Origin of the sequence: Burkholderia sp. MSMB617WGS, assembly GCF_001532025.2 — a bacterium.
Taxonomy (GTDB): domain Bacteria; phylum Pseudomonadota; class Gammaproteobacteria; order Burkholderiales; family Burkholderiaceae; genus Burkholderia; species Burkholderia savannae.
Genome location: NZ_CP013457.1, coordinates 840,355 through 861,601, shown reverse-complemented (window position 1 = coordinate 861,601; position 21,247 = coordinate 840,355). Strand labels below are relative to the sequence as shown.

The following is a 21,247-nucleotide window of genomic DNA, read 5'->3' as shown; positions in this document are numbered from 1 at the left end:
AGCCCGATGCAGACGAACCTCGCCGATTTCATCCGCCATACGCCCGACGGCGAAGATGCCGACGCGATCCTGCGCAAGTGCGTGCACTGCGGCTTCTGCACCGCGACCTGCCCGACCTATCAGCTGCTCGGCGACGAGCTCGACGGCCCGCGCGGGCGCATCTATCTGATCAAGCAGATGCTCGAAGGCGCGGAAGTCACCCGCAGCACGCAGCAGCATCTGGACCGCTGCCTCACCTGCCGCAGTTGCGAGACGACCTGCCCGTCGGGCGTCGAGTACGGCCGGCTCGTCGACATCGGCCGCAAGGTCGTCGAGGCGAAGGTGCCGCGGCCGCTGTCGCAGCGCATCGTGCGCCGGCTGCTCGCGAGCTTCGTGCCGAACGCCGCCGTGTTCGCGCCCGTCATGCGGCTCGGCCAGCACGTGCGGCCGCTGTTGCCGAAGCGGCTGCGCGACAAGGTGCCGCCGCGCGCGCGCCTGCTCGCGTGGCCGAGCGCGCCGCGCGAGCGCCGCGTGCTGATGCTCGCGGGCTGCGTGCAGCCGTCGATGATGCCCAACATCAACATCGCGACCGCGCGCGTGCTCGACGCGCTCGGCATCGAAACCGTGGTCGCGCCGGAGGCCGGCTGCTGCGGCGCGATCCGGCTGCACCTCGGCTATCACGACGAGGCGCTCGACGACGCGCGCCGCAACATCGACGCGTGGTGGCCGCACGTCGAGCGCGGCGTCGAGGCGATCGTGATGAACGCGTCCGGCTGCGGCGCGACGGTGCTCGAATACGCGCACCTGCTGCGCGGCGATGCGGCGTACGCGGACAAGGCGCGCCGCATCGTCGGGCTGACGAAGGACCTGTCCGAGCTGCTCGGCGGCTTCGAGGCCGAGCTGATCGCGCTCACGCGCCGGCGCGGAATCCACACGGTCGCCTACCATCCGCCGTGCACGCTGCAGCACGGCCAGCAGTTGCGCGGCAAGGTCGAGCGGCTGCTGGAGGCGCTCGGCATCGAGGTGCGCCTGCCCGCCGACAGCCATCTGTGCTGCGGCTCGGCGGGCACCTACTCGCTCACGCAGCCGTCGCTCGCGTACAAGCTGCGCAAGCAGAAGCTCGCGAAGCTGCAGGCGACCGAGCCGCAGATGATCGTGTCGGCGAACATCGGCTGCATCGCGCATCTGCAAAGCGGCACGCAGGTGCCCGTCGTGCACTGGGTGCAGCTCGTCGAGAACCTGCTTTACGGCTGACGCCGCGCGGCGCGCGCACGCCGCTTCGCGCGCGCCGGCTGCGCACCGGTTGTCCGCCGGTTGTCCGCCGGTTGTCCGTATAATTCCCGCATCCTCCGCGCGCAGCGGCACGCCGCCCGACGCGCGCCTCAAGTTTCGTTCGCCCTGCCATGTCCGATCTCGCCGCCCGCCTCGCCTCCGTTCACCGCCGCATCGAAGACGCCGCCCGCGCGGCCGGACGCGAGCCGCGCGCGGTCACGCTGCTCGCGGTGTCGAAGACGTTTCCGGCCGACGCGGTGCGCGCCGCGCACGCGGCCGGCCAGCGCGCGTTCGGCGAGAACTACGTGCAGGAGTCGATCGACAAGATCGATTCGCTCGCCGATCTGCGCGCCGAGCTCGAATGGCATTTCATCGGCCCGCTGCAATCGAACAAGACGCGCCCCGTCGCCGAGCGCTTCGACTGGGTGCACGCGATCGACCGGCTGAAGATCGCGCAGCGCCTGTCCGAGCAGCGGCCCGCGCATCTGCCGCCCCTGAACGTCTGCGTGCAGGTGAACATCAGCGGCGAGGCATCGAAGAGCGGCGTCGCGCCCGCCGACGCCGCCGGGCTCGCACGCGCGATCGCCGCGCTGCCCGCGTTGCGGCTGCGCGGGCTGATGGCGATCCCCGAGCCCGCGCACGACGACGAAGCGAAGCGCGCGCCGCACCGCGCGCTGCGCGCGCTCTTTGACCAGTTGCGCGCCGAGGGCCTCGCGCTCGACACGCTGTCGATGGGCATGTCGGACGATCTCGAAGCCGCGGTCGCCGAAGGCGCGACGATCGTGCGGATCGGCACCGCGATCTTCGGCGCGCGCGATTACGCTCACTGAACCCGTCACTTCTTTCTCAACGGCCTCATTCATCATGAAAATCGCATTCATCGGCGGCGGCAACATGGCCGCCGCGTTGATCGGCGGACTCGTCAAGCGCGGTGTCGCGGCAAGCGGCCTGCTCGCCGTCGACGTCAACGAAGACGCGCGCCAGCGCGCGCAAGCGCAATTCGGCGTGCGCACGGCGGCCGCGATCGACGCCGCGCTCGCCGGCTACGACGCGATCGTGCTCGCGGTGAAACCGCAAGTGCTGAAGGACGTCGCCGCCGCGCTCGCGCCGCATCTGTCGACGCAGCTCGTCGTCAGCATCGCGGCCGGCATTCGCGGCGCGGACTTGTCGCGCTGGCTCGGCGGCTATCCGCGCGTCGTGCGCACGATGCCGAACACGCCGGCGCTCGTCGGTCTCGGCGTGACCGGGTTGTCCGCACTGCCGGACGTCGACGCGGCGGGCCGCGACCTCGCGTCGAAGGTGCTCGGCGCGGTCGGCGAGACCGTCTGGTTCGACGAAGAATCGCAGCTCGACGCCGTGACCGCGATCTCCGGCAGCGGCCCCGCGTACGTGTTCTATTTCATCGAGGCGCTGCAGGAAGCGGCGCGCCAGCTCGGCATGAACGACGCACAGGGCCGCGCGCTCGCGGTCGCGACGTTCGCGGGCGCCGCGCAACTCGCGGCGCAGTCGGGCGAGCCCGCGAGCGTGCTGCGCGAGCGCGTGACGTCGAAGGGCGGCACGACGGCGGCCGCGCTCGCGTCGTTCGACGCGCAGGGCGTGAAGGATGCGATCGTGCGCGGCGTGCTCGCCGCGCAGGCGCGCGCGAAGGAAATGGGCGACGAGCTCGGCGCGGCGTAACCCGTGCTCGCCGAACCGGGGCGCGATCCGCCGCGCCCCGGTTCGGCCGTCGGGCGGCGCCTGCGCCCCATTTCGAAAGGTCGACGCTTGAAGGGTCGGTCTCACTGTTCGAACGTGTGCCCGCCGGCATACTCGCGCGCGACGAGCAGCCGACGCGCGGTTCCTCGTATGCCGCAACCTTCCGCCTTTCGCCCTCGTGCCGGCAGCAACTTGTTCGTTGCGCCGCCGCACATCGGTCACCGCATCGATCGGGCGCTCGGCATCGGCCCGCGATCGATCTCACGGCGCGGGCCGCGCGCCACGTGACGCGCGCGGCCCGCGCAGCCGCACCGCCCGCGGCAGCGGCCGCTCGCGACGCATCGCAGCAACGCACCCGGAATGCCGAACGATCGCGACGCGACCGCACCGAGCTCGCCCTCGCCGCGCGCACGTTCCGGCGATGTCCGCGATGCCATCGCGGGCATCCGATTCCGACGCCCCGCGCACGCTTTCGGTTCACGCTCCAAAGCGCCGCCACCGAGGCAATTGATATTTGCGGCCCAATTAAAATGCATCACACCGTCTATTTTTAATAAATTTTTTTGCTTTATCGACATATTCCGCCACATGAATCGTCGACTCCCGATCGAATGACAATCGATTAAATTTCCGGACGAAAAATAAAAATCGCCAAGATCGGGGTCAAACGCCAAAACCCCGATATTTCACCGATCGAGACATTCGTCGATTTCGTTCAAAACCGGAAATTTCTACTTCGCACCGCCCATCGTGCCTGTACACATTACATTTCCGCGCCTTCCACCTACATCTTCTTGTAGTTTTTAATTGTGACAAAACGATGTCTAATGAAATCCAAAATGGACAATGGCATTCGATAATTTCGAATCGGCTCATTGCATCCGGCCCTCCCCACGGCGTGTCGACCTATTGCTGTTGATCGGCATCCGTTGCTCGGCAAACGCTAGGAAAGGTGAATCCATGACAAAGACAAAAGCACGCGTCCTGAAGGAACTGATTTTCGGAAAAGAGCTGGAGTTCTTCATGGAGGCGCACAACGCGCTGAGCGCGAAAATCGCCGAGGAAGTCGGCTTCAAGGCGATCTGGGGCTCGGGCCTGTCGATCTCCGCATCGCTCGGGCTGACCGACCGCAACGAAGCGTCGTGGACCCAGGTCGTCGACGTCGTCGAATTCATGGCCGACCACACGTCCGTGCCGATCCTGCTCGACGGCGACACCGGCTTCGGCAACTTCAACAACGTGCGACGGCTCGTCAAGAAGCTCTCGCAGCTCGGCATCGCCGGCGTTTGCCTCGAAGACAAGCTCTTCCCGAAGATGAATTCGTTCCTCGGCTCGGGCCAGGACCTCGCGGACATCGCGGAATTCTGCGGCAAGCTGCGCGCGGCGAAGGACAGTCAGACCGATCCGGATTTCTGCGTCGTGGCGCGAATCGAGGCGCTCGTCAGCGGCTGCCCGATGGAAGAGGCGCTGCGGCGCGCCGACGCATATTGCGACGCGGGCGCCGACGCGGTGCTGATCCATTCGAAGAAGGCCGACGGGCAAGAGATTCTCGACTTCTGCACCCAATGGTCGCAGCGCGCCCCGATCGTCATCGTGCCGACGAAGTACTACAAGACGCCGACGTCCGCGTTCCGCGACGCGCGCGTATCGGCCGTGATCTGGGCCAATCACAGCCTGCGCGCGTCCGTGACCAACATGCGACGGGTGACGCGCGCGATCTACGAGAGCCAGACCGTGGCCGGGATCGAGCACGAAATCGCGACGCTGAACGACATCTTCGAGCTCACCGGCGAATTCGAAGTGCAGGCCGCCGAGCACAAGTATCTCGCCGCGTGATTCGCGTGATTCGTGCGATTTCGCCGAAGCGGCAAGCAACGGAGCCCGATGCGGCGTAGCCCAAGCCCGCGCGCGATGCGACATGGCGGGCAATGCGACGCGTTCGCCGCGGCGTCGAGCGCATCGGCGACGCGCGAAGCGATGCGGCCTGGCGGCCCGCTCGCCGCCGAATCGGCCCGGGCGCCCGGGCACCCGTTGCGCCGGGCGGGCGCGCCGGTCTGCCTGGCGGGCATCCATCCGGCGTTGGCGGGGCATACGGCCAGCGCCAGGCAGCCGCGCCGCCGTCCCGCGTTGCGAACCATCGGCCGGCGCCGCGCCTCCCGGCGGCACCGGCCCTCGTCCCATCACCACGAACGTGAGCGCACCATGCAAACCAAGCGAATTTCTTCCGATGTCTTTCCGACGGCGCTGAATCCCGTCCTCGTCGACATGGACGTCTATGCGTCGAAGGCCATTTCGCTGCGCGCGAAGGCCGATCCGCAGATCGCGAACCTGAGCTTCGGCGAGCCCGTGTTCGGTCCGCCCGCGCATCTGCTCGACGACATCGCCCGCGAGGACCTGTCGCTCAACGCGTTCCTCGACGCGTCGAAGCGCTACGAGAATCCGCGCGGCAGCCTCGCGCTGCGCGAGGCGATCGCCGGCTGGTATCGCGACCGCTACGGACTGCTGCTCGATCCGGAGCGCGAGATCATGGCGACGCACGGCGGCGTCGAGGCGATTGCGCTCGCGCTGCTCGTGACGTCGGCGCCCGGCGATCCGGTGATCGTCAGCGATCCCTCGTATCAGCTGTACGCACGCGCCGTCGCGACGCTCGATCGTGTGCCGCGCCGCCTGCGCCGGGAGCCCGCGCAGCACGAATACGCGAACAGCCTCGCGGACGATGCGCTGTTCGCCGGCGCGAAGGCGTTCATCGTGAACTCGCCCGAGAACCCGACGGGCTACGTGGCGAGCGGCGAGGACTGGCGACGCATCGCCGAAGTGGCCGACAAGCACGGCACCTGGGTCATTCACGACGAGGTCTACGACGTGATGCATTTCGAGCGGCCGCACGCGCCGGCGAGCACGTTCGAGCCGCTCGCGCGCAACGCGATCCTCATCAACAGCTTCTCGAAGAAATTCGGCCTGCCCGGGCTGCGGATCGGCTGGATGGTCGCGCCGGCTCACGTCATCGATCAGGCGGCGAAAGCGCACGACTACCTGTACCTCGGCGTCAACATCCAGTACGAGCGCATCGCGACGCGCGTCATCGGCGACCCGAAGCGCGACGGCTGGCTCGCGCAAACTGTCGCCGATCTGCGCGCGCGCAACGTCGCGGCGCTCGAGCGCCTGTCGTCCGACGCCGGCTATCGATGGACGCGCCGCCCGCTCGGCGCGATGTTCTTGTTCCCGGACGTGAGCGGCTACTACGAGCGACTCCCGGCCGCCTTCCGCCGCAGCGGCGTGCCGATCGGCGACGAAGTCGCGCGCTTCCTCCTCGAGGCGCGCAAGGTGGCGGTCGTGCCCGGCTCGGCCTACGGCAAGCTCGGCGACAACCACGTGCGCCTCGTTCTATGCACCCAGCAACAGGCATTCGAGCAGGCGCTCGAACGGATGCGGCACACGGCTTGAAGACGACGCGCGGCTGAGCCGGCCGCCGCTTTTCGATCGAGATCTCGACTCCAAAGGCCACTTCGATGACTACACTGCGCGATTCCTTTCACGAGCGCGGCTACGTCCGCCTGCCGCATCGCGCCACGCGGATCGATCTGTCGCGCGTCGAAGCGGAATACGATCGACTGGCGTCGCAGGCCGCGCGCCGCCTCATCGAGAATCCAGGCGCGCCCGCCGAAGCCGGCGCCGTCATCGCGGTCGCCGAACGCGCCGATCCGCACACGCTGTGCCGCTTCGAATACCTGGCCGGGGCATCCGCCTACGTGAGGCAGTCGCTCGTTCCGCGCCTCGCGCAACTGATCGAACGCGTGCTCGGCGAGCCCGTGTCGCTGTTCAAGGACAAGTGCAACCTGAAACTGCCGGGCGGCGGCGCGTTCACCGCGCATCAGGACATCACCGCCTATCGCCATTTCCCGACCCGCTATCAGGTCACGGCCGCGCTCGCGCTCGATCCCGCGGTCGCGGCGAACGGCGGCCTCGAGATGGCCGACGCGCGCGGCGGCGCACGGGCCGGCGCGCCGTCGGCGCACACGCCGCGCGGCATGCTCGCCGAGCTGCCGAGCTACGACGGCGGAGCGCGCAACGGCGACATCGTCGACGAGCTCGCCGCCCGGATGACGTGGACGCTCGTCGAAGCGCAGCCGGGCGACGTGATCCTGTTCGATTCGTACGTGCCGCACCGCTCCGACGCGAACCGGTCGGATTCGATGCGCCGCATGCTGTTCTTCACGTTCAATCCCGCGAGCGAAGGCGACCTGTACGAGCTGTACTACCGCGAGAAACGCAGCAGCCCGGACAACCCGATCTTCCACGTGGCCACGCCGACGCAACACAGCGCGATCCGGGAGGCGCCGAAATGAACGATGCCGCCGGCGGGCCGCCGCGCGCGCACGCGGCCCGGCACCGCCTCTTCACGCCGGGCCCGCTCACGACGTCGGATGCGGTGCGCGCCGCGGCCGCGATCGATCTCGGCTCGCGCAGCCCGCCCGCGGCGGCGCTCACGGCACGCCTGCGCGCGAAGATCGCGCGCATCGCCGGGTGCGGCGGCGGCTACAGCGCGGTGCCGCTCCAGGGCAGCGGAACGTTCGCCGTCGAAGCGATGCTGTGCAGCCTGCTCGCCGACGACGATCACGTGCTGATCGTCGAGAACGGCGCCTACAGTGAGCGGATGACGCAGATATGCCGGATACACGGCATCCGGCACGACGTGCTCGCGTGCGACCACGCCGCGCGCTTCGATCTGTCGCGCGTCGAGCGCGCGCTCGACGCGAGTCCGCACGTCACGCACGTCGCGGCCGTTCACTTCGAGACGGCGCTCGGCGTGCTCAACGACGTCGCGGGCCTCGTCGCGCTCGCCGCGCGGCATGGCCGCCGCGTGCTGCTCGATGCGATCAGCACGTTCGGCGCCTATCCGCTCGATTTCGCCGGACGCACGCTCGCGGCGCTCGCGCTGTCGTCGAACAAGTGTCTTCACGGGCTGCCCGGCCTCGGCTTCGTGATCGCCGACGAGCCCGCGCTCGCGCGCCGCCCCCGCCCGCGCACGCTGAGTCTCGATCTGCTCGCGCAACATCGCGCGCTCGAATCGAACGCTCAGTGGCGCTTCACGCCGCCCGTCCAGATCATGCTCGCGCTCGATCGGGCGATCGACGAATACGATGCGGCAGGCGGGCAGCCCGCGCGCCTCGCGTCGTATCGGCGGCGCGCGCAGCGGCTCGTCGACGGGCTCGCGCGCGTCGGCGTCGTGCCCGTCATCGACGCCGCGCACCGCGCGCCGATCATCACCACGTTCGCGACGCCGCCGCACGTTCGCGGCCGCATCGCCGCGCTCGAGCAATACCTGTTCGAGCGCGGGCTCGAAATCTATCCGACCAAGCACTCGAATCCGGATTCGTTCCGGGTCGGCGTGATCGGAGAACTCGACGATGCCGACATCGACGAACTCGTTCTGCGCATGTCCGAGTTCATCGCGCCGTTCGCGCCGAGCGCGGCACAGCCACGCCGCGCGCGGCGCGCGGGCGCGCGAACGCCGCCCCCCGCCTGAAATCGGCCGTCCGCCGTCCGCCGTTCGTTATCGGTCATTCGCTATCGGCCATCCGTTTCCGGTGAACCATCATGAGACACGCGATATTGACGCTGGATATTCTCGAACAAACGTCGTCCGCGCGAACGGAGCGCGATATCCACGACATCCTCTCCAGAATCACGGTGAAACTCGGATTCGACTATTTCTTTTACGGCGCGCTTACCGACATCGGAAAAGAGGAAAACCCGGTCAGGACGATTTCGGATTTTCCCGCCGCGTGGCGAGAAAAATACAAATCCGCCGGCTATATCCGGATCGACCCGATCGTGCTGCATTGCGTACGCCGCGTGATTCCGCTGCAGTGGCACGACGGCATCTGCGATTCGCGCGAGCAGCGGGAATTCATGGTCGATGCGCGCCAACACGGGCTCGTCGCGGGCGTGAGCTTTCCGGTTCATTCGGCGCACGGCGACGTGAGCGTATTGAGTCTCGCGTCGCGCGCGGCCGCCCGATCGAAGAGCCTGTCCGCGAAATACGCGCCGACGGTTCTCGCTCAAGGCGCGCTCGCCGCCGCATTCGTGCGCGAAGGCATCGAGCGCGTCTCGAACCGGCCGGACCACGAGCCGAGCGCGCCGCTGACGCATCGCGAGCTCGAATGCCTGAAATGGATCGCCGCCGGAAAATCGAGCTGGGAAATCGCGATGATCCTCGGCATATCGGAAAACGGCGTGCTTTATCACGTGAAAAAATTGATGGCGAAATTCGACGTTCAATCGAGGCATCTCGCCGTGCTGAAAGCGATGGCTTCCGGCATGGTGTAAATGCGGTCCGCCGGTCCGCGAAATTGGCCGAAAGCGCTATATCGACGGGCCGTTTGACTGGCCGGACAATCATCAATTAGAGTGAAGCGATCCCTGTCGTTGTCCCAATTTCGGATCGGCGAAATGATCAGTTATGTCGGTGGCCTGGTGTTGCTCGCAGCATTGCTGCACGCGTCATGGAATGCGATTCTGCACGGCAATCGAGACCGCTTCCTGTCGATGACGTGGATGAGCATCGGCATCGCCGCCGTCGCGATCGCCTTCGTCGCGTTCCTGCCCGCTCCCGCCGCGCCGTCCTGGCCGTACGTCGTCGCTTCGGGCATCGTGCACATCGGCTACAACCTGAGCCTCGTCTACGCGTACCGGCGCGGCGATCTCGGCGAGGCTTATCCGATCGCCCGCGGCTCGTCTCCGCTTCTCGTCACGCTCGGCGCGGCGCTCTTCGCGGGCGAGCGCCTCGGCGCGCTCCACCTGATCGGCATCGCGCTCGTTTCGGCCGGCATCGTCAGTCTCGCGTGGCAGCGCAGCAAGGTGTCGTATGCGAACGCGGCGGCAGCGCTCATGACGGGCGTCACGATCGCGCTGTACACCGTCATCGACGGCATCGGCGTGCGCCTGTCCGGCAATTCGGTCTCGTACGTCGCGTGGACCTTCGTGTTCTACGCACTGATGCCCGCCGTGTTCGTGGCGGCCCGCGGCCCGCGCGCGCTGAGCGCGCCGCGAATCGACATCGGCTCGTCGGTCGTCGGCGGCATCGTGTCGATCGTCGCGTACGGCATCGTCGTCTGGGCGATGCAATTCGGCGCGATGGGCGCCGTATCCGCGATCCGGGAAACGAGCGTCGTGTTCGCCGTGCTGATCGGCCGGATCTTCCTGAACGAGCAGGTCACGGCGAAGCGCTTCGTTTCATGCGTCGTGATCGCGGCCGGTGCGGTCTGCATCGGCGCATGAGGCCCCGAACGATGAAAGCCGCTCCGCCCCCCGGCATCCTCGCCACCGTCTGCACGCCCGACGTCACCCTCGACGCCGTTCGACGCGAGTTTCCGGTCGCGGGCCCGGTCGATCTGTCGGCGCCGCGCGCGGACCTGCGCGGCGCCGAGCAGGCAAACGTGCTGCTGACGGTCGGCCGGATCGGCGCGAGCCGGGACGCGATGGCGCGGCTGCCGAACCTGTCGATGATCTGCTGCTGCGGCTCGGGGTTCGAAGGCGTCGATCTCCCCGCCGCGCGCGATCGCGGGATCGTCGTCGCGCACTGCCCCGACGCGAACGCGTCGGCCGTCGCGGAATTCGCGATCTGCCTGCTGTCGGCGTGCGTGCGGCAGCTTCCGGCGCTGCATCGCTTCGTCGCCGACGGAAACTGGCGCGTCGCGCGCCCGATTCCCTTCCCGCGCGGACGCGGCATTGCCGGCGCGCGCGTGGGAATCGTCGGGCTCGGCGCGATCGGGCGGCGGATCGCGGCGCGGCTCGTCGCGATGGAGGCGCAAGTCGGGTACACCGCACTGCGGGCGAAGCCCGAATCGGGCCTCACGTTCTTTTCCACCGCGCTCGACCTCGCGCATTGGGCCGATCATCTCGTCGTCGCGTGCCGCGCCGACGAGCATAACCGCGGCCTCGTCGGCCGCGACGTCATCGGCGCGATCGGGCCGGCCGGCGCCCTCGTCAACATCGCGCGCGGCTCGCTCGTCGACGAAGCCGCGCTGGCCGGCGCGCTGGCCGAACGGCGACTCGGCTGGGCCGGACTCGACGTGTTCGCCGACGAACCGAACGTCGGCGAAGCGTTGCGCCGCCTGCCGAACGTCATCCTGACGCCGCACGTCGCCGCGGAAACGCTGGAAGCGCAGCAGGCGGTAGCCAGAATGGCGCTCGAGAACGTTCGATCGCATGTGGCCGGAATGCCGGTGCCCTATCCGGTCCGGCCGGGCGCGGAACGTTCGCCGAATTGAAACGGGTGTCGTGCCGCACGCCGACGAATCCGCGCGGAGGATGCGGGGGATGCGGAGGATGCGACGCGGCGCGATGCGATGCGATGCGATGCGATCACCGATCGTCAATGCCGCGCGAACGTCGGCAAGCGCGTCTCATGAAGCACGAAGACATAGACACGAAGTGGGATTCGGGCGTCGCAAAGGGCTTCGACTTCAGCTCCGGTTTCGACATCGACATCGACATCGACTTCGACATCGGCTTCGACTCCGGCTTCGACTCCGGCTCCGGCTCCGGCTCCGGCTTCGACTCCGGCTCCAGCCTGTACCCGCACGCGGCGGCATGGCCGCGTGATCGCGCTCGCGAACGCAACGCGTGCGCCCTTGCGCGCAAGCGCTCACGCAGCTCGCGCGCAAGGGCGGCCTTCGCGCACGGTTTCGGCACATAAAAAGAAAGCGGCCCGACGGCCGCTCTCCCTTCTCCGCCGGACGACGGCCAAGCCGCCGCCGTCGCGACGCCTACAGCGCAGCGAGCGCGTAATGCGCGGCGATCCCCGCGAACAGCACGCCGCCCAGCCAGTTGTTGTGCCGGAACGCCGCGAAGCACGCCATCCGCTCGCGGTCCTTGATCAGCGTGTAGTGATAGATCGAGCAGCCGGCCGCCGCGGCCCAGCCCGCCCAGTACGGCCAGCCGAAGCGCAGCGTCGCGCCGAGCCACGCGTAGATGCCGAGCATCCCCGCGTAGCAGAGCATGATCGCGAGCACGTCATGGCGGCCGAACGTGATCGCCGACGTACGCATGCCGATCTTCAAGTCGTCGTCGCGATCGACCATCGCGTACGCGGTGTCATACGCGACCGACCAGAGCACGTTGGCCGCCAGCATCGCCCATGCGATCGCCGGCACCGTGTCCTGCACGGCCGCGAACGCCATCGGAATCCCGAAGCCGAACGCGATGCCGAGGTACGCCTGCGGAATCGCGAAGAAACGCTTCATGAACGGATAGGTCGCCGCGACGACCACCGCGACGACCGACAACTCCTTCGTCAGCGCATTGAGCGGCAGGATCAGCAGGAACGACACGAGCGCGAGGCCAACCGCGATCGCGACCGCCTCCCATGCGCGGATCTTGCCCGACGTGAGCGGCCGGTCGGCGGTGCGCTTCACGTGGCGATCGAAATCGCGGTCCGCGTAATCGTTGATCGCGCAGCCGGCCGAGCGCATCAGCAGCGTGCCGAGCACGAAGATGAAGACGAGCGACGGCGCCGGGCGGCCGTCGGACGCGATCCACAGCGCGTTGAGCGTCGGCCAGAGCAGCAGCAGGCTGCCGATCGGCTTGTCCATCCGGATCAGCCGCAAATAGAGAGGAAAACGGGCGAGCATCGGGGCAAACGGGCGGCGAGCCCGGGAACGTAACCCCGGCATTGTAGAACCGTGCGGGATTTGCGGCAAAAACGCGGGAGCTGCGCTATTGCCCTTTTTTATCGTTCCTTCCGCTCGTGCTCGCGCTCGCACCTGCGCGCGGCTCGGCGGCTTCGCTCGAGACGGAAAGGCGGCAAACGCGCGGGCGCATCGATGTCGTGCTTCGTCGGCGCGGCAAGCTGCGTGGTGATCGGCGCGACGACCGCGCGCCGAGCGAGCGCGCACGCGCCGAACTCGCTCGCGCGCCGCACGGCGCTGCGCCTCTCCGCGCGACCGCTGGCGTTCGTCGACTAACGCTCGTCGTCCGTGCCGAGCTTGTCGACGAACGCGTCTTCCGGCCGCAGCACGCGCCCGCCGTGCGTGCGCGGCGCCATCGCGGCGACGGGCCGGCCGCTGCGCCGCTCGACGAGACGCGAACGCGGCTCGTCCGCCGCGAACAGCCGCGCCTCGCCCCACTGCCGCAGCGCGACGACGACCGGAAAGAGCGCGCGCCCCTTGTCGGTCAGCACGTACTCGTGGTGCGCGGAGCCGTCGGACGCGGGCGCCGCCGCGAGCACGCCCGAATCGACGAGCGTCTTCAGCCGGTCGGCGAGCATGTTGCGCGCGATGCCGAGACTGCGCTGGAACTCGGTGAAGCGGCGCACCCCGTCGAACGCGTCGCGCACGATGAGGAGCGACCAGCGATCGCCGACCGCGTCCACCGCGCGCGCGACGGGGCAGGCATCGGCGCTCATGTCTCTACGTCGGGCCATGGCTTGCGGGAATCGAAAAAAAATGCGTCGCGACGCGCGGCGGCAAACCGTGCGTGCCGCGGACAATAAGTTGCATTCTAAAACCGTCCGCGCGGCTCGCCAATCGCCGCGCGAGCGCCGGCCCAGACCGGGCCGCGTACGCGCGCGGGCGTCGCGGAATCGCCCGGCGCGCCACATGTGAAAAAGCCTCTCGCGGCCAGGCCGCGGGAGGCTTGCGTCAAATCGACCGACTCAGGAAAAAGACCCGCGCCACGGCGCTCGAAGCGGCGGCGGCACCGCCGCGCGCCGCTCGCTCACGCAAGCAGCGAGCGCAACATCCACGCGGTCTTCTCATGCGTCTGCAGGCGCTGCGTCAGCAGATCGGCGGTCGGCTCGTCGCTGGCCGCGTCGGCGTCCGGGAAGATCGCGCGCGCGGTGCGCACGACGGCCTCGTGCCCTTCGACGAGCTGGCGGATCATGTCCTCGGCGGCCGGCACGCCGTCCGCTTCCGGAATCGACGTCAGTTTCGCGAATTCGCGATACGTGCCCGGCGCGACGACGCCGAGCGTGCGGATGCGCTCCGCGACGAGATCGACGGCAAGCCACAGCTCGTTGTACTGCTCCTCGAACATCAGGTGCAGCGTGTTGAACATCGGGCCCGTCACGTTCCAGTGGAAGTTGTGCGTCTTCAGGTAGAGCGTGTACGTATCGGCGAGCAGGCGGGACAGCCCTTCCGCGATTTTCTTGCGATCCTTGTCGCTGATGCCGATGTTGATCTGGGTTGCGTTGCTTTTCTTGGCCATCCTCGAGACTCCTTGTCCGATGGTTCGAACCGGCGAAAATGCATCGAAAGATCCGCATGCCGAACGCGACGTGCGCGTATGCGACGTGCGCGTATGCGACATGCGCGTATCAGGCATGCGCGTATGCGACGTGCATGTGCGCGACGTGCATGTGCGACGAGCGTGCCGGCGGCATGCTGCACGTGTGCGCGCCGCGCGCGTTCGGGCCGCGCCAGTTTAGCCTAGTTCGCGATCGCGCAATTTGCGCGAAACGGATGCGCGCTCAACCGCCCGCGGCCGCCGCGAGATGACGCGCGGCCTGAGCGATCAGCACGGCCGCGCCGCTGCCCGCGATCGCGAAGCCGACGAGCCGCCGCAGCGCGACGGCGCTCGCGCGCCTCGCCGGCGCCACGTGCCTGTCGAGAATCATTTGCGTCATGATCGTCCCTCCCTGAAACGAAATCGGCGGCCCGCGGAGAAACGGCCGGTCATGCGCCCGGCCGTCTCCCGTTGCGTCGCCGCGTCAGCGGCACATCGCCGCGATCACGCGAGGTCGAAGCGGTCGAGATTCATCACCTTGTTCCAGACCGCCACGAAATCGCGCACGAACTTCTCCTCGGCGTCCGCGCTGCCGTAGACCTCGGCCAGCGCGCGCAGCTGCGAGTTCGAGCCGAACACGAGGTCGACGCGCGTGCCCGTCCACCTGACTTCGCCCGTCGCGCGGTCGCGCCCTTCGAACACGTCGTTCGCGGCCGACGCGGGCTTCCACTCGGTGCCCATGTCGAGCAGGTTCACGAAGAAGTCGTTGGTGAGCGCCTCGGTACGCGCGGTGAACACGCCGTGCTTGCTCCCCCCGACGTTCGCGCCGAGCACGCGCAGCCCGCCCAGCAGCACCGCCATCTGCGGCGCGCTCAGCGTGAGCAGTTGCGCCTTGTCGACGAGCAACACCTCCGCCGGCACCGTGTACTTGCCCTTCAGGTAGTTGCGGAAACCGTCCGCGACCGGCTCGAGCACGGCCATCGCTTCGACGTCGGTCTGCTCCTGCGACGCATCCATGCGGCCCGGCGCGAACGGCGCCGTCACCGCGTGGCCCGCGTTCTTCGCGGCCTGCTCGACGCCCGCGCAGCCGGCGAGCACGATCAGATCGGCGAGCGACACCTTCTTGCCGCCCGGCTGCGCGGCGTTGAACGCCTGCTGGATGCCCTCGAGCGTCGCGAGCACCTTCGCGAGCTGCTCGGGCTGGTTCGCTTCCCAGCCCTTCTGCGGCGCGAGGCGGATGCGCGCGCCGTTCGCGCCGCCGCGCTTGTCCGAGCCGCGGAACGTCGACGCCGACGCCCACGCGGTCGACACGAGCTGCGACACGGACAGCCCCGACGCGAGCACCTTGGCCTTCAGCGCGGCGATGTCGGCATCATCGATCAGCGGGTGGTCGACGGCCGGAATCGGGTCCTGCCACAGCAGTTCCTCGGCCGGCACTTCCGGGCCGAGATAGCGCGCGCGCGGGCCCATGTCGCGGTGCGTGAGCTTGAACCACGCGCGCGCGAACGCGTCGGCGAACTGGTCCGGGTTCTCGTGGAAGCGGCGCGAGATCTTTTCGTACGCGGGATCGAAGCGCAGCGACAGGTCGGTCGTCAGCATCGTCGGCCGGTGCTTCTTCGACGGATCGTACGCATCGGGAATCACCGCGTCGGCGTCTTTCGCGACCCACTGGTGCGCGCCCGCCGGGCTCTTCGTCAGTTCCCATTCATAGCCGAACAGGTTCTCGAAGAAGTTGTTGCTCCACTGCGTCGGCGTGGTCGTCCACGTGACTTCCAGGCCGCTCGTGATCGCGTCGCGGCCCTTACCCGTGCCGTACGCGCTCTTCCAGCCGAGGCCCTGCTCCTCGATGCCCGCGGCTTCCGGCTCGGCGCCGACGTTCGACGCGGGGCCCGCGCCGTGCGTCTTGCCGAACGTGTGGCCGCCCGCGATCAGCGCGACCGTCTCTTCGTCGTTCATCGCCATCCGCGCGAACGTCTCGCGAATGTCGCGCGCGGCGGCGAGCGGGTCGGGGTTGCCGTCCGGGCCTTCCGGGTTCACGTAGATGAGGCCCATCTGCACGGCGGCGAGCGGGTTTTCGAGGTTGCGGTCGCCCGAGTAGCGGCTGTTCGGGCCGCCGCTCAGTTCCAGCCAGATCTTCTCCGAGCCCCAGTAGACGTCCTCGGGCTCCCACGTGTCCGCGCGGCCGCCCGCGAAGCCGAAGGTCTTGAAGCCCATCGATTCGAGCGCGACGTTGCCGGTCAGAATCAGCAGGTCGGCCCACGAGATGCTGCGCCCGTACTTCTGCTTGATCGGCCACAGCAGCCGGCGCGCCTTGTCGAGATTCGCGTTGTCGGGCCAGCTGTTGAGCGGCGCGAAGCGCTGCTGGCCTTCGCCCGCGCCGCCGCGGCCGTCGGCCGTGCGGTAGGTGCCCGCGCTGTGCCACGCCATGCGGATGAACAGGCCGCCGTAGTGGCCGAAATCGGCCGGCCACCAGTCCTGCGACGTGGTCATCAACGCGTGGAGATCGCGCTTCACCGCAGCGAGGTCCAGCTTCTCGAACGCTTGCGCGTAGTCGAAATCCTTGTCCATCGGATCGGACAGCGACGAGTGCTGATGCAGGATGCTCAGGTCGAGCTGATTGGGCCACCAGTCCCGGTTCGACGTCCCGCCGCCTGCGGCGTGATGGAACGGGCACTTCGCTTCATTCGACATGCGATTTCTCCTTGGTTCGTCTACGCCCACCCGTGCGGCCCGGCATCGAAGCCGGACGCCGTTCGTGGAGCGTCATTGCGGGGCAAGAAACAGGTTGATCCATCCTGCGTACGGCGCGGCGAATGGTTCGGACATGCGGGCCGGCGCGCGGCGGCGGTCAGCTGCCGTACGCGCGGTCCGCGAGGTAGGCGAACGCAATCGGACGCAGGCTCCGGATGGCAGCCCTGGCACGATTGACGACCGTCATGCGCGGCGCAATGTTCCGCCGCGGGTGCTGCTTCGCCGAGTGCATCATGACATCCTCCTTTGACGCTTGCGCTGACCGTCCGGCGACGCCGCGCCGATCCATACAAAAAATTTTACATATAGCTATCGCAATTTTGAATTTAATAAATTTTATTTATGCGATAGGCAAAAATAAACGGAGCCGCGAGGCTCCGTTCAGGCGCGGCGACACGGCGCGTGTCGCACACGCCGCGCTCCGCTCGATTCGGCTCGGGGCTCAGTTCACCGTCGCCGGAATGTCGAGCTTCGACACGCCGGGCAGCTCGCACGCGGTGATCGCCTCGCTGATCGCGTCGATCGCCGGCATCCGCGTGAAGCTCTTGCGCCAGACGAGCACGACGCGCCGGTCCGGCACCGGCTCCTCGAACGGCACGTACGACAGCAGATCCGCGTCCGGGCCGTTCGCATGCGGCCCCACTTCGGAGACCGACATCCGCGGCAGCACCGTGATCCCGACGCCGCTCGCGACCATGTGGCGGATCGTCTCGAGCGACGAGCCCTCGAACGTCTTCTGGATGCCGTCCGCGGTCTGCGAGAAATGCATCAGCTCCGGGCACACGCCGAGCACGTGGTCGCGGAAGCAATGGCCGTTGCCGAGCAGCAGCATCGTCTCCTGCTTCAGATCGGCCGCGTCGATCTTGCGGCGCTTCTCCCACGGATGCCCGGCGGGCAGCGCGACGACGAACGGCTCGTCGTACAGCGGCCGCACCATCAGGCCGGTTTCGGGAAACGGCAGCGCCATGATCGCCGCGTCGATCTCGCCCTGCTTCAGCAGCTCGAGCAGCTTCAGCGTGTAGTTCTCCTGCAGCATCAGCGGCATCTGCGGCACGCGGCGGATCATCTGCTTGACGAGCGTGGGCAGCAGATAGGGCCCGATCGTATAGATCACGCCGAGCCGGAACGGCCCGATGAGCGGGTCCTTGCCCTGCTTCGCGATCTCCTTGATCGCGAACGTTTGCTCGAGCACGCGCTGCGCCTGCGTGACGATCTGGTCGCCGATCGGCGTCACGCTCACTTCGCTCGCGCCGCGCTCGAAGATCTGCACGTTCAGCTCGTCTTCCAGCTTCTTGATCGCCACCGAGAGCGTCGGCTGGCTGACGAAACAGGCTTCGGCGGCCCGGCCGAAATGGCGTTCGCGCGCGACCGCGACGATGTACTTCAGTTCGGTAAGCGTCATTGCGGGTTAATCAATCATTTCATGACGATAGATTAAATTTATACACCGGTTGAGCCGATTCGCCAACCTTCGTCGAAAACATGCCGCTCCGCGCCGCGTGGCGGCAGCCGCCCGAGCCGCGCGCTCACGCCTTCAGGTATTGCTCGCGCGCGCCGAGCCAACGCGCCAGATGCTGCTCGACGACGTCCGGATGGCCGGCGATGAGGCGCGCGGCCGCGTCGCGCGCCGGCTCGATCAGCCAGCCGTCGTTTTCCAGATCCGCGAAGCGCAGCATCGCCGCGCCCGACTGGCGCGCGCCGAGGAACTCGCCGGGGCCGCGAATCTCCAGATCGCGGCGCGCGATCTCGAAGCCGTCGGTCGTCTCGCGCATCGTCTTCAGGCGCGCGCGGCCCGCGATCGACAGCGGCCCGCTGTACATCAGCACGCACACCGACGCGGCGGTGCCGCGCCCCACCCGCCCGCGCAGCTGGTGCAGTTGCGCGAGCCCGAAGCGCTCGGCGTGCTCGATCACCATCAGCGACGCATTCGGCACGTCGACGCCGACTTCGATCACCGTCGTCGCGACGAGCAGCTGCACGTCGTTGCGCGAGAACGCGTCCATCACCGCGGCCTTCTCCGCCGGCGCGAGCCGGCCGTGCACGAGCCCCACCTTCAGCTCCGGCAGCGCGGCGGCGAGCGTCTCGAACGTCTCGACGGCCGTCTGCAGCTGCAGCGTCTCGCTCTCCTCGATGAGCGGGCACACCCAGTACACCTGGCGGCCCGCGAGCGCCGCCTCGCGCACGCGGCCGATCACCTCGTCGCGGCGCGCGTCCGCCACGAGCCGGGTCAGGATCGGCGTGCGGCCGGGCGGCAGCTCGTCGATCGTCGACACGTCGAGATCCGCGTAGTACGTCATCGCGAGCGTGCGCGGAATCGGCGTCGCCGACATCATCAGCTGATGCGGCTGGAAGCCCGCCGCGCCGTCGGCCGCGTTCGCCGCCTTCGCGCGCAGCGCGAGCCGCTGCTCGACGCCGAAGCGGTGCTGCTCGTCGACGATCACGAGCCCGAGCCGCGCGAATTCGACCGTGTCCTGAATCATCGCGTGCGTGCCGATCACGAGCTGCGCGGTGCCGAGCGCGGCCGCCTCGAGCGCCGCGCGCTTGTCCTTCGCCTTCAGGCTGCCGGCGAGCCATGCGACCGACACGCCGAGCGGCTCGAGCCAGCCGCGCAGCTTGCGCGCGTGCTGCTCGGCGAGGATTTCGGTCGGCGCCATCAGCGCGGCCTGGTAGCCGGCGTCGATCGCCTGCGCGGCGGCGAGCGCCGCGACGACGGTCTTGCCGCTGCCGACGTCGCCCTGCAGCAGCCGCTGCATCGGGTGCGGCTGCGTGAGGTCGTGCGCGATCTCGGCGACGACGCGCTCCTGCGCGCCCGTCAGCGTGAACGGCAGCGCCGCGTACAGGCGCGCGGACAGCGACGCGCCGTCGCCGCGCGCGCGGCGCGGCATCGCGGGCGCGGCGCGCGTGCGGCGCTCCTCGTGCGCGCGCTTGAGCGATAGCTGCTGCGCGAGCAGCTCGTCGAACTTGATGCGGGTCCACGCCGGGTGCGTGCCGTCGATGAGCGCCGTCTCGTCCGCGCCGACGCCCGGATGATGAAGGATGCGCACCGCGTCGGCGAGCGGCGGAACGTCGAGCGGCTTCAGGTACGCGCGCGCGATCTCGCCCGGCAGCAGCTCGGGCAGCGGCGTGCGCGTCAGCGCGTTGTCGATCGCCTTGCGCAGATACGCCTGCGACACGCCCGCCGTGCTCGGATAGACGGGCGTGAGCGCCTGCGGCAGCGGCGCGTGCTCGTCGACGGGCTTCACCGTCGGATGCACCATCTCCAGGCCGAAGAAGCCGCCGCGGACGTCGCCGCGCACGCGCAGCCGCTGGCCGACCGCCATCTGCTTGACCTGCGAGCCGTAGAAATTCAAGAAACGCAGCACGAGCTCGACGCCCGCGTCGTCGCGCAGCTTCACGAGCAACTGGCGGCGCGGCCGGTACGCGATCTCGTTGTCGAACACCACGCCTTCCGCCTGCGCGATTTCGCCCGGCAGCAGCTCGCCGATCGGCGTGAGCGTCGTCTCGTCCTCGTAGCGCATCGGCAGATGCAGGACGAGATCGATGTCGCGCTTCAAGCCGAGCTTCGCGAGCTTGTCGGCGGTTTTGACGAGCTTCGGCGCGGCCTTCGCGGCGGATGCGTCGGCGGCCGGCTTCGAGGCGGGCTTGGAAGCGGATTTCGAGGCGGATTTTGCGGCGCGCTTCGCGGGTTTCGTCGTTTCGGCCGGCGCGTCGTCGCGGTCGTCGCGGTCGTCGCGGTCGTCGCGGTCGGCCGGCAAGGCTTGGGCGGCCAGGAATGCCGGGGAGGCGGCCGGCACGATGCGGCCGTCGGCCGTGCGGCCTCGCGGCGCGCCCGCGCGCGGCCGCGATCGCGCGCCGGCGTCGGCGCCGAACTCGGCCCAAGCCGCCGCATGCGGCGCCTGCACCGGCGCAGCGGCGTCGGGCCGATTTGGCGCGTCGGCGTTTCGTGCGGCGCCCGATGCGCCCGATGCGCTCGGCACACTCGGCGCACTCGGCGCACTCGGCGCGCCACGATCGCCCGGTCGCCGCTCGTCGCGGCCCCCGCGCGCCTTCCCCGCGCGCTGCGCCGCACGCGGCACGCCGGCGTTCGGCGCGTTCGGCGCGTCTTTCGCGTCTTTCGCGTGGGCCGCATCCGTCGCATCCGTCGCACCCGTCACGCCGGGCGCGCGCGCGGCGGCGCGCGACGCGGCGTCGTCGGCGAATGCATCGGCTTCGGCAGGATCGGTTACGGAACGGCGAACGGGCACTGGCATCGGGTAGAAGGCTAGCAAGTACAATAGCGGCTTTCACGTCGCACGAACGAGCGACGCCGGCCAAGCCGCGCAAC

At 68.7% G+C, this 21,247-nt stretch carries 18 protein-coding genes and 1 pseudogene; 11 read left to right on the top strand and 8 right to left on the bottom strand.

All coding sequences use genetic code 11. The features are described 5' to 3' along the window. Positions 1-6: 6 nt before the first annotated feature. The 11 genes and pseudogenes from glcF to WT60_RS34305 all read left to right on the top strand — a co-directional run bounded on the left by glcF (position 7) and on the right by WT60_RS34305 (position 11,647). Positions 7-1,233 carry a glycolate oxidase subunit GlcF gene (glcF, locus tag WT60_RS04380; protein WP_038753312.1) on the top strand — a complete coding sequence of 409 codons (1,227 nt, stop codon included), beginning with the start codon at positions 7-9 and terminating at the stop codon, positions 1,231-1,233. A gap of 149 nt (positions 1,234-1,382) precedes the next feature. Further along, positions 1,383-2,081: a YggS family pyridoxal phosphate-dependent enzyme gene (locus WT60_RS04375; RefSeq protein ID WP_038753311.1), complete on the top strand. Its 699-nt coding sequence runs from the start codon at positions 1,383-1,385 to the stop codon at positions 2,079-2,081. A 34-nt stretch (positions 2,082-2,115) separates the two neighbouring features. Further along, positions 2,116-2,928, top strand: a complete 813-nt coding sequence (gene proC, locus WT60_RS04370) for a pyrroline-5-carboxylate reductase (protein ID WP_038753310.1) — start codon at positions 2,116-2,118, stop codon at positions 2,926-2,928. A 978-nt stretch (positions 2,929-3,906) separates the two neighbouring features. Beyond that, positions 3,907-4,731: pseudogene (aepX, locus tag WT60_RS04360) on the top strand (phosphoenolpyruvate mutase); the annotation flags it as partial. 417 nt (positions 4,732-5,148) lie between these two features. Continuing rightward, positions 5,149-6,390, top strand: coding sequence for a pyridoxal phosphate-dependent aminotransferase (locus WT60_RS04355; RefSeq protein ID WP_059583411.1), 1,242 nt, complete (start codon positions 5,149-5,151; stop codon positions 6,388-6,390). A gap of 65 nt (positions 6,391-6,455) precedes the next feature. Then, a complete protein-coding gene (locus WT60_RS04350; RefSeq protein ID WP_059646105.1) occupies positions 6,456-7,292 on the top strand; it encodes a phytanoyl-CoA dioxygenase family protein in 837 nt (278 codons plus the stop codon). Beyond that, a complete protein-coding gene (locus WT60_RS04345) occupies positions 7,289-8,473 on the top strand; it encodes a 2-aminoethylphosphonate aminotransferase (RefSeq protein WP_038753305.1) in 1,185 nt (394 codons plus the stop codon). Before WT60_RS04350 ends, WT60_RS04345 begins: the two co-directional genes overlap by 4 nt. Positions 8,474-8,544: 71 nt before the next feature. Continuing rightward, positions 8,545-9,276: a LuxR family transcriptional regulator gene (locus WT60_RS04340; RefSeq protein ID WP_226377195.1), complete on the top strand. Its 732-nt coding sequence runs from the start codon at positions 8,545-8,547 to the stop codon at positions 9,274-9,276. 123 nt (positions 9,277-9,399) lie between these two features. Further along, on the top strand, positions 9,400-10,227 hold the full coding sequence (locus WT60_RS04335) for a DMT family transporter (protein ID WP_038753432.1): 828 nt from the start codon (positions 9,400-9,402) through the stop codon (positions 10,225-10,227). A gap of 11 nt (positions 10,228-10,238) precedes the next feature. Further along, positions 10,239-11,219: an NAD(P)-dependent oxidoreductase gene (locus WT60_RS04330; protein ID WP_231752097.1), complete on the top strand. Its 981-nt coding sequence runs from the start codon at positions 10,239-10,241 to the stop codon at positions 11,217-11,219. A gap of 137 nt (positions 11,220-11,356) precedes the next feature. After that, positions 11,357-11,647 carry a hypothetical protein gene (locus WT60_RS34305; protein WP_186448564.1) on the top strand — a complete coding sequence of 97 codons (291 nt, stop codon included), beginning with the start codon at positions 11,357-11,359 and terminating at the stop codon, positions 11,645-11,647. 70 nt (positions 11,648-11,717) lie between these two features. Here the strand turns inward: WT60_RS34305 and ubiA are convergent, their stop codons facing one another. The 8 genes from ubiA to recG form a co-directional block, all read right to left on the bottom strand. Next, positions 11,718-12,581, bottom strand: coding sequence for a 4-hydroxybenzoate octaprenyltransferase (gene ubiA, locus WT60_RS04320; RefSeq protein ID WP_038753301.1), 864 nt, complete (start codon positions 12,579-12,581; stop codon positions 11,718-11,720). 329 nt (positions 12,582-12,910) lie between these two features. Then, entirely contained in the window at positions 12,911-13,372 is a 462-nt protein-coding gene (locus WT60_RS04315) for a helix-turn-helix domain-containing protein (protein ID WP_059671287.1), read from the bottom strand. Between the two features lie 293 nt (positions 13,373-13,665). Further along, positions 13,666-14,154: a non-specific DNA-binding protein DpsA gene (dpsA, locus tag WT60_RS04310; RefSeq protein ID WP_038753298.1), complete on the bottom strand. Its 489-nt coding sequence runs from the start codon at positions 14,152-14,154 to the stop codon at positions 13,666-13,668. 262 nt (positions 14,155-14,416) lie between these two features. Beyond that, the gene (locus tag WT60_RS04300; protein WP_038753294.1) at positions 14,417-14,572 is read right to left on the bottom strand and encodes a hypothetical protein; all 156 of its coding nucleotides are present in this window, start codon (positions 14,570-14,572) and stop codon (positions 14,417-14,419) included. 104 nt (positions 14,573-14,676) lie between these two features. After that, positions 14,677-16,863, bottom strand: coding sequence for a catalase/peroxidase HPI (katG, locus tag WT60_RS04295; RefSeq protein ID WP_060355471.1), 2,187 nt, complete (start codon positions 16,861-16,863; stop codon positions 14,677-14,679). A gap of 157 nt (positions 16,864-17,020) precedes the next feature. Beyond that, the gene (locus WT60_RS34300; RefSeq protein ID WP_186448563.1) at positions 17,021-17,158 is read right to left on the bottom strand and encodes a hypothetical protein; all 138 of its coding nucleotides are present in this window, start codon (positions 17,156-17,158) and stop codon (positions 17,021-17,023) included. 207 nt (positions 17,159-17,365) lie between these two features. Then, positions 17,366-18,325, bottom strand: a complete 960-nt coding sequence (locus tag WT60_RS04285; RefSeq protein WP_038753288.1) for a hydrogen peroxide-inducible genes activator — start codon at positions 18,323-18,325, stop codon at positions 17,366-17,368. Between the two features lie 124 nt (positions 18,326-18,449). Next, a complete protein-coding gene (gene recG / locus WT60_RS04280; RefSeq protein WP_060355470.1) occupies positions 18,450-21,173 on the bottom strand; it encodes an ATP-dependent DNA helicase RecG in 2,724 nt (907 codons plus the stop codon). Positions 21,174-21,247: the final 74 nt, after the last annotated feature.

Coding starts and splice junctions, on each gene's coding strand:
- WT60_RS04350 (WP_059646105.1), top strand. CDS start 6,456: ATGACTACACTGCGCGATTCCTTTCACGAGCGCGGCTACGTCCGCCTG.
- WT60_RS04375 (WP_038753311.1), top strand. CDS start 1,383: ATGTCCGATCTCGCCGCCCGCCTCGCCTCCGTTCACCGCCGCATCGAA.
- WT60_RS34300 (WP_186448563.1), bottom strand. CDS start 17,158: ATGATGCACTCGGCGAAGCAGCACCCGCGGCGGAACATTGCGCCGCGC.
- WT60_RS04330 (WP_231752097.1), top strand. CDS start 10,239: ATGAAAGCCGCTCCGCCCCCCGGCATCCTCGCCACCGTCTGCACGCCC.
- WT60_RS04355 (WP_059583411.1), top strand. CDS start 5,149: ATGCAAACCAAGCGAATTTCTTCCGATGTCTTTCCGACGGCGCTGAAT.
- WT60_RS04340 (WP_226377195.1), top strand. CDS start 8,545: ATGAGACACGCGATATTGACGCTGGATATTCTCGAACAAACGTCGTCC.
- katG (WP_060355471.1), bottom strand. CDS start 16,863: ATGTCGAATGAAGCGAAGTGCCCGTTCCATCACGCCGCAGGCGGCGGG.
- WT60_RS04285 (WP_038753288.1), bottom strand. CDS start 18,325: ATGACGCTTACCGAACTGAAGTACATCGTCGCGGTCGCGCGCGAACGC.
- recG (WP_060355470.1), bottom strand. CDS start 21,173: ATGCCAGTGCCCGTTCGCCGTTCCGTAACCGATCCTGCCGAAGCCGAT.
- glcF (WP_038753312.1), top strand. CDS start 7: ATGCAGACGAACCTCGCCGATTTCATCCGCCATACGCCCGACGGCGAA.
- ubiA (WP_038753301.1), bottom strand. CDS start 12,581: ATGCTCGCCCGTTTTCCTCTCTATTTGCGGCTGATCCGGATGGACAAG.
- proC (WP_038753310.1), top strand. CDS start 2,116: ATGAAAATCGCATTCATCGGCGGCGGCAACATGGCCGCCGCGTTGATC.
- WT60_RS34305 (WP_186448564.1), top strand. CDS start 11,357: ATGAAGCACGAAGACATAGACACGAAGTGGGATTCGGGCGTCGCAAAG.
- dpsA (WP_038753298.1), bottom strand. CDS start 14,154: ATGGCCAAGAAAAGCAACGCAACCCAGATCAACATCGGCATCAGCGAC.
- WT60_RS04335 (WP_038753432.1), top strand. CDS start 9,400: ATGATCAGTTATGTCGGTGGCCTGGTGTTGCTCGCAGCATTGCTGCAC.
- WT60_RS04300 (WP_038753294.1), bottom strand. CDS start 14,572: ATGACGCAAATGATTCTCGACAGGCACGTGGCGCCGGCGAGGCGCGCG.
- WT60_RS04345 (WP_038753305.1), top strand. CDS start 7,289: ATGAACGATGCCGCCGGCGGGCCGCCGCGCGCGCACGCGGCCCGGCAC.
- WT60_RS04315 (WP_059671287.1), bottom strand. CDS start 13,372: ATGGCCCGACGTAGAGACATGAGCGCCGATGCCTGCCCCGTCGCGCGC.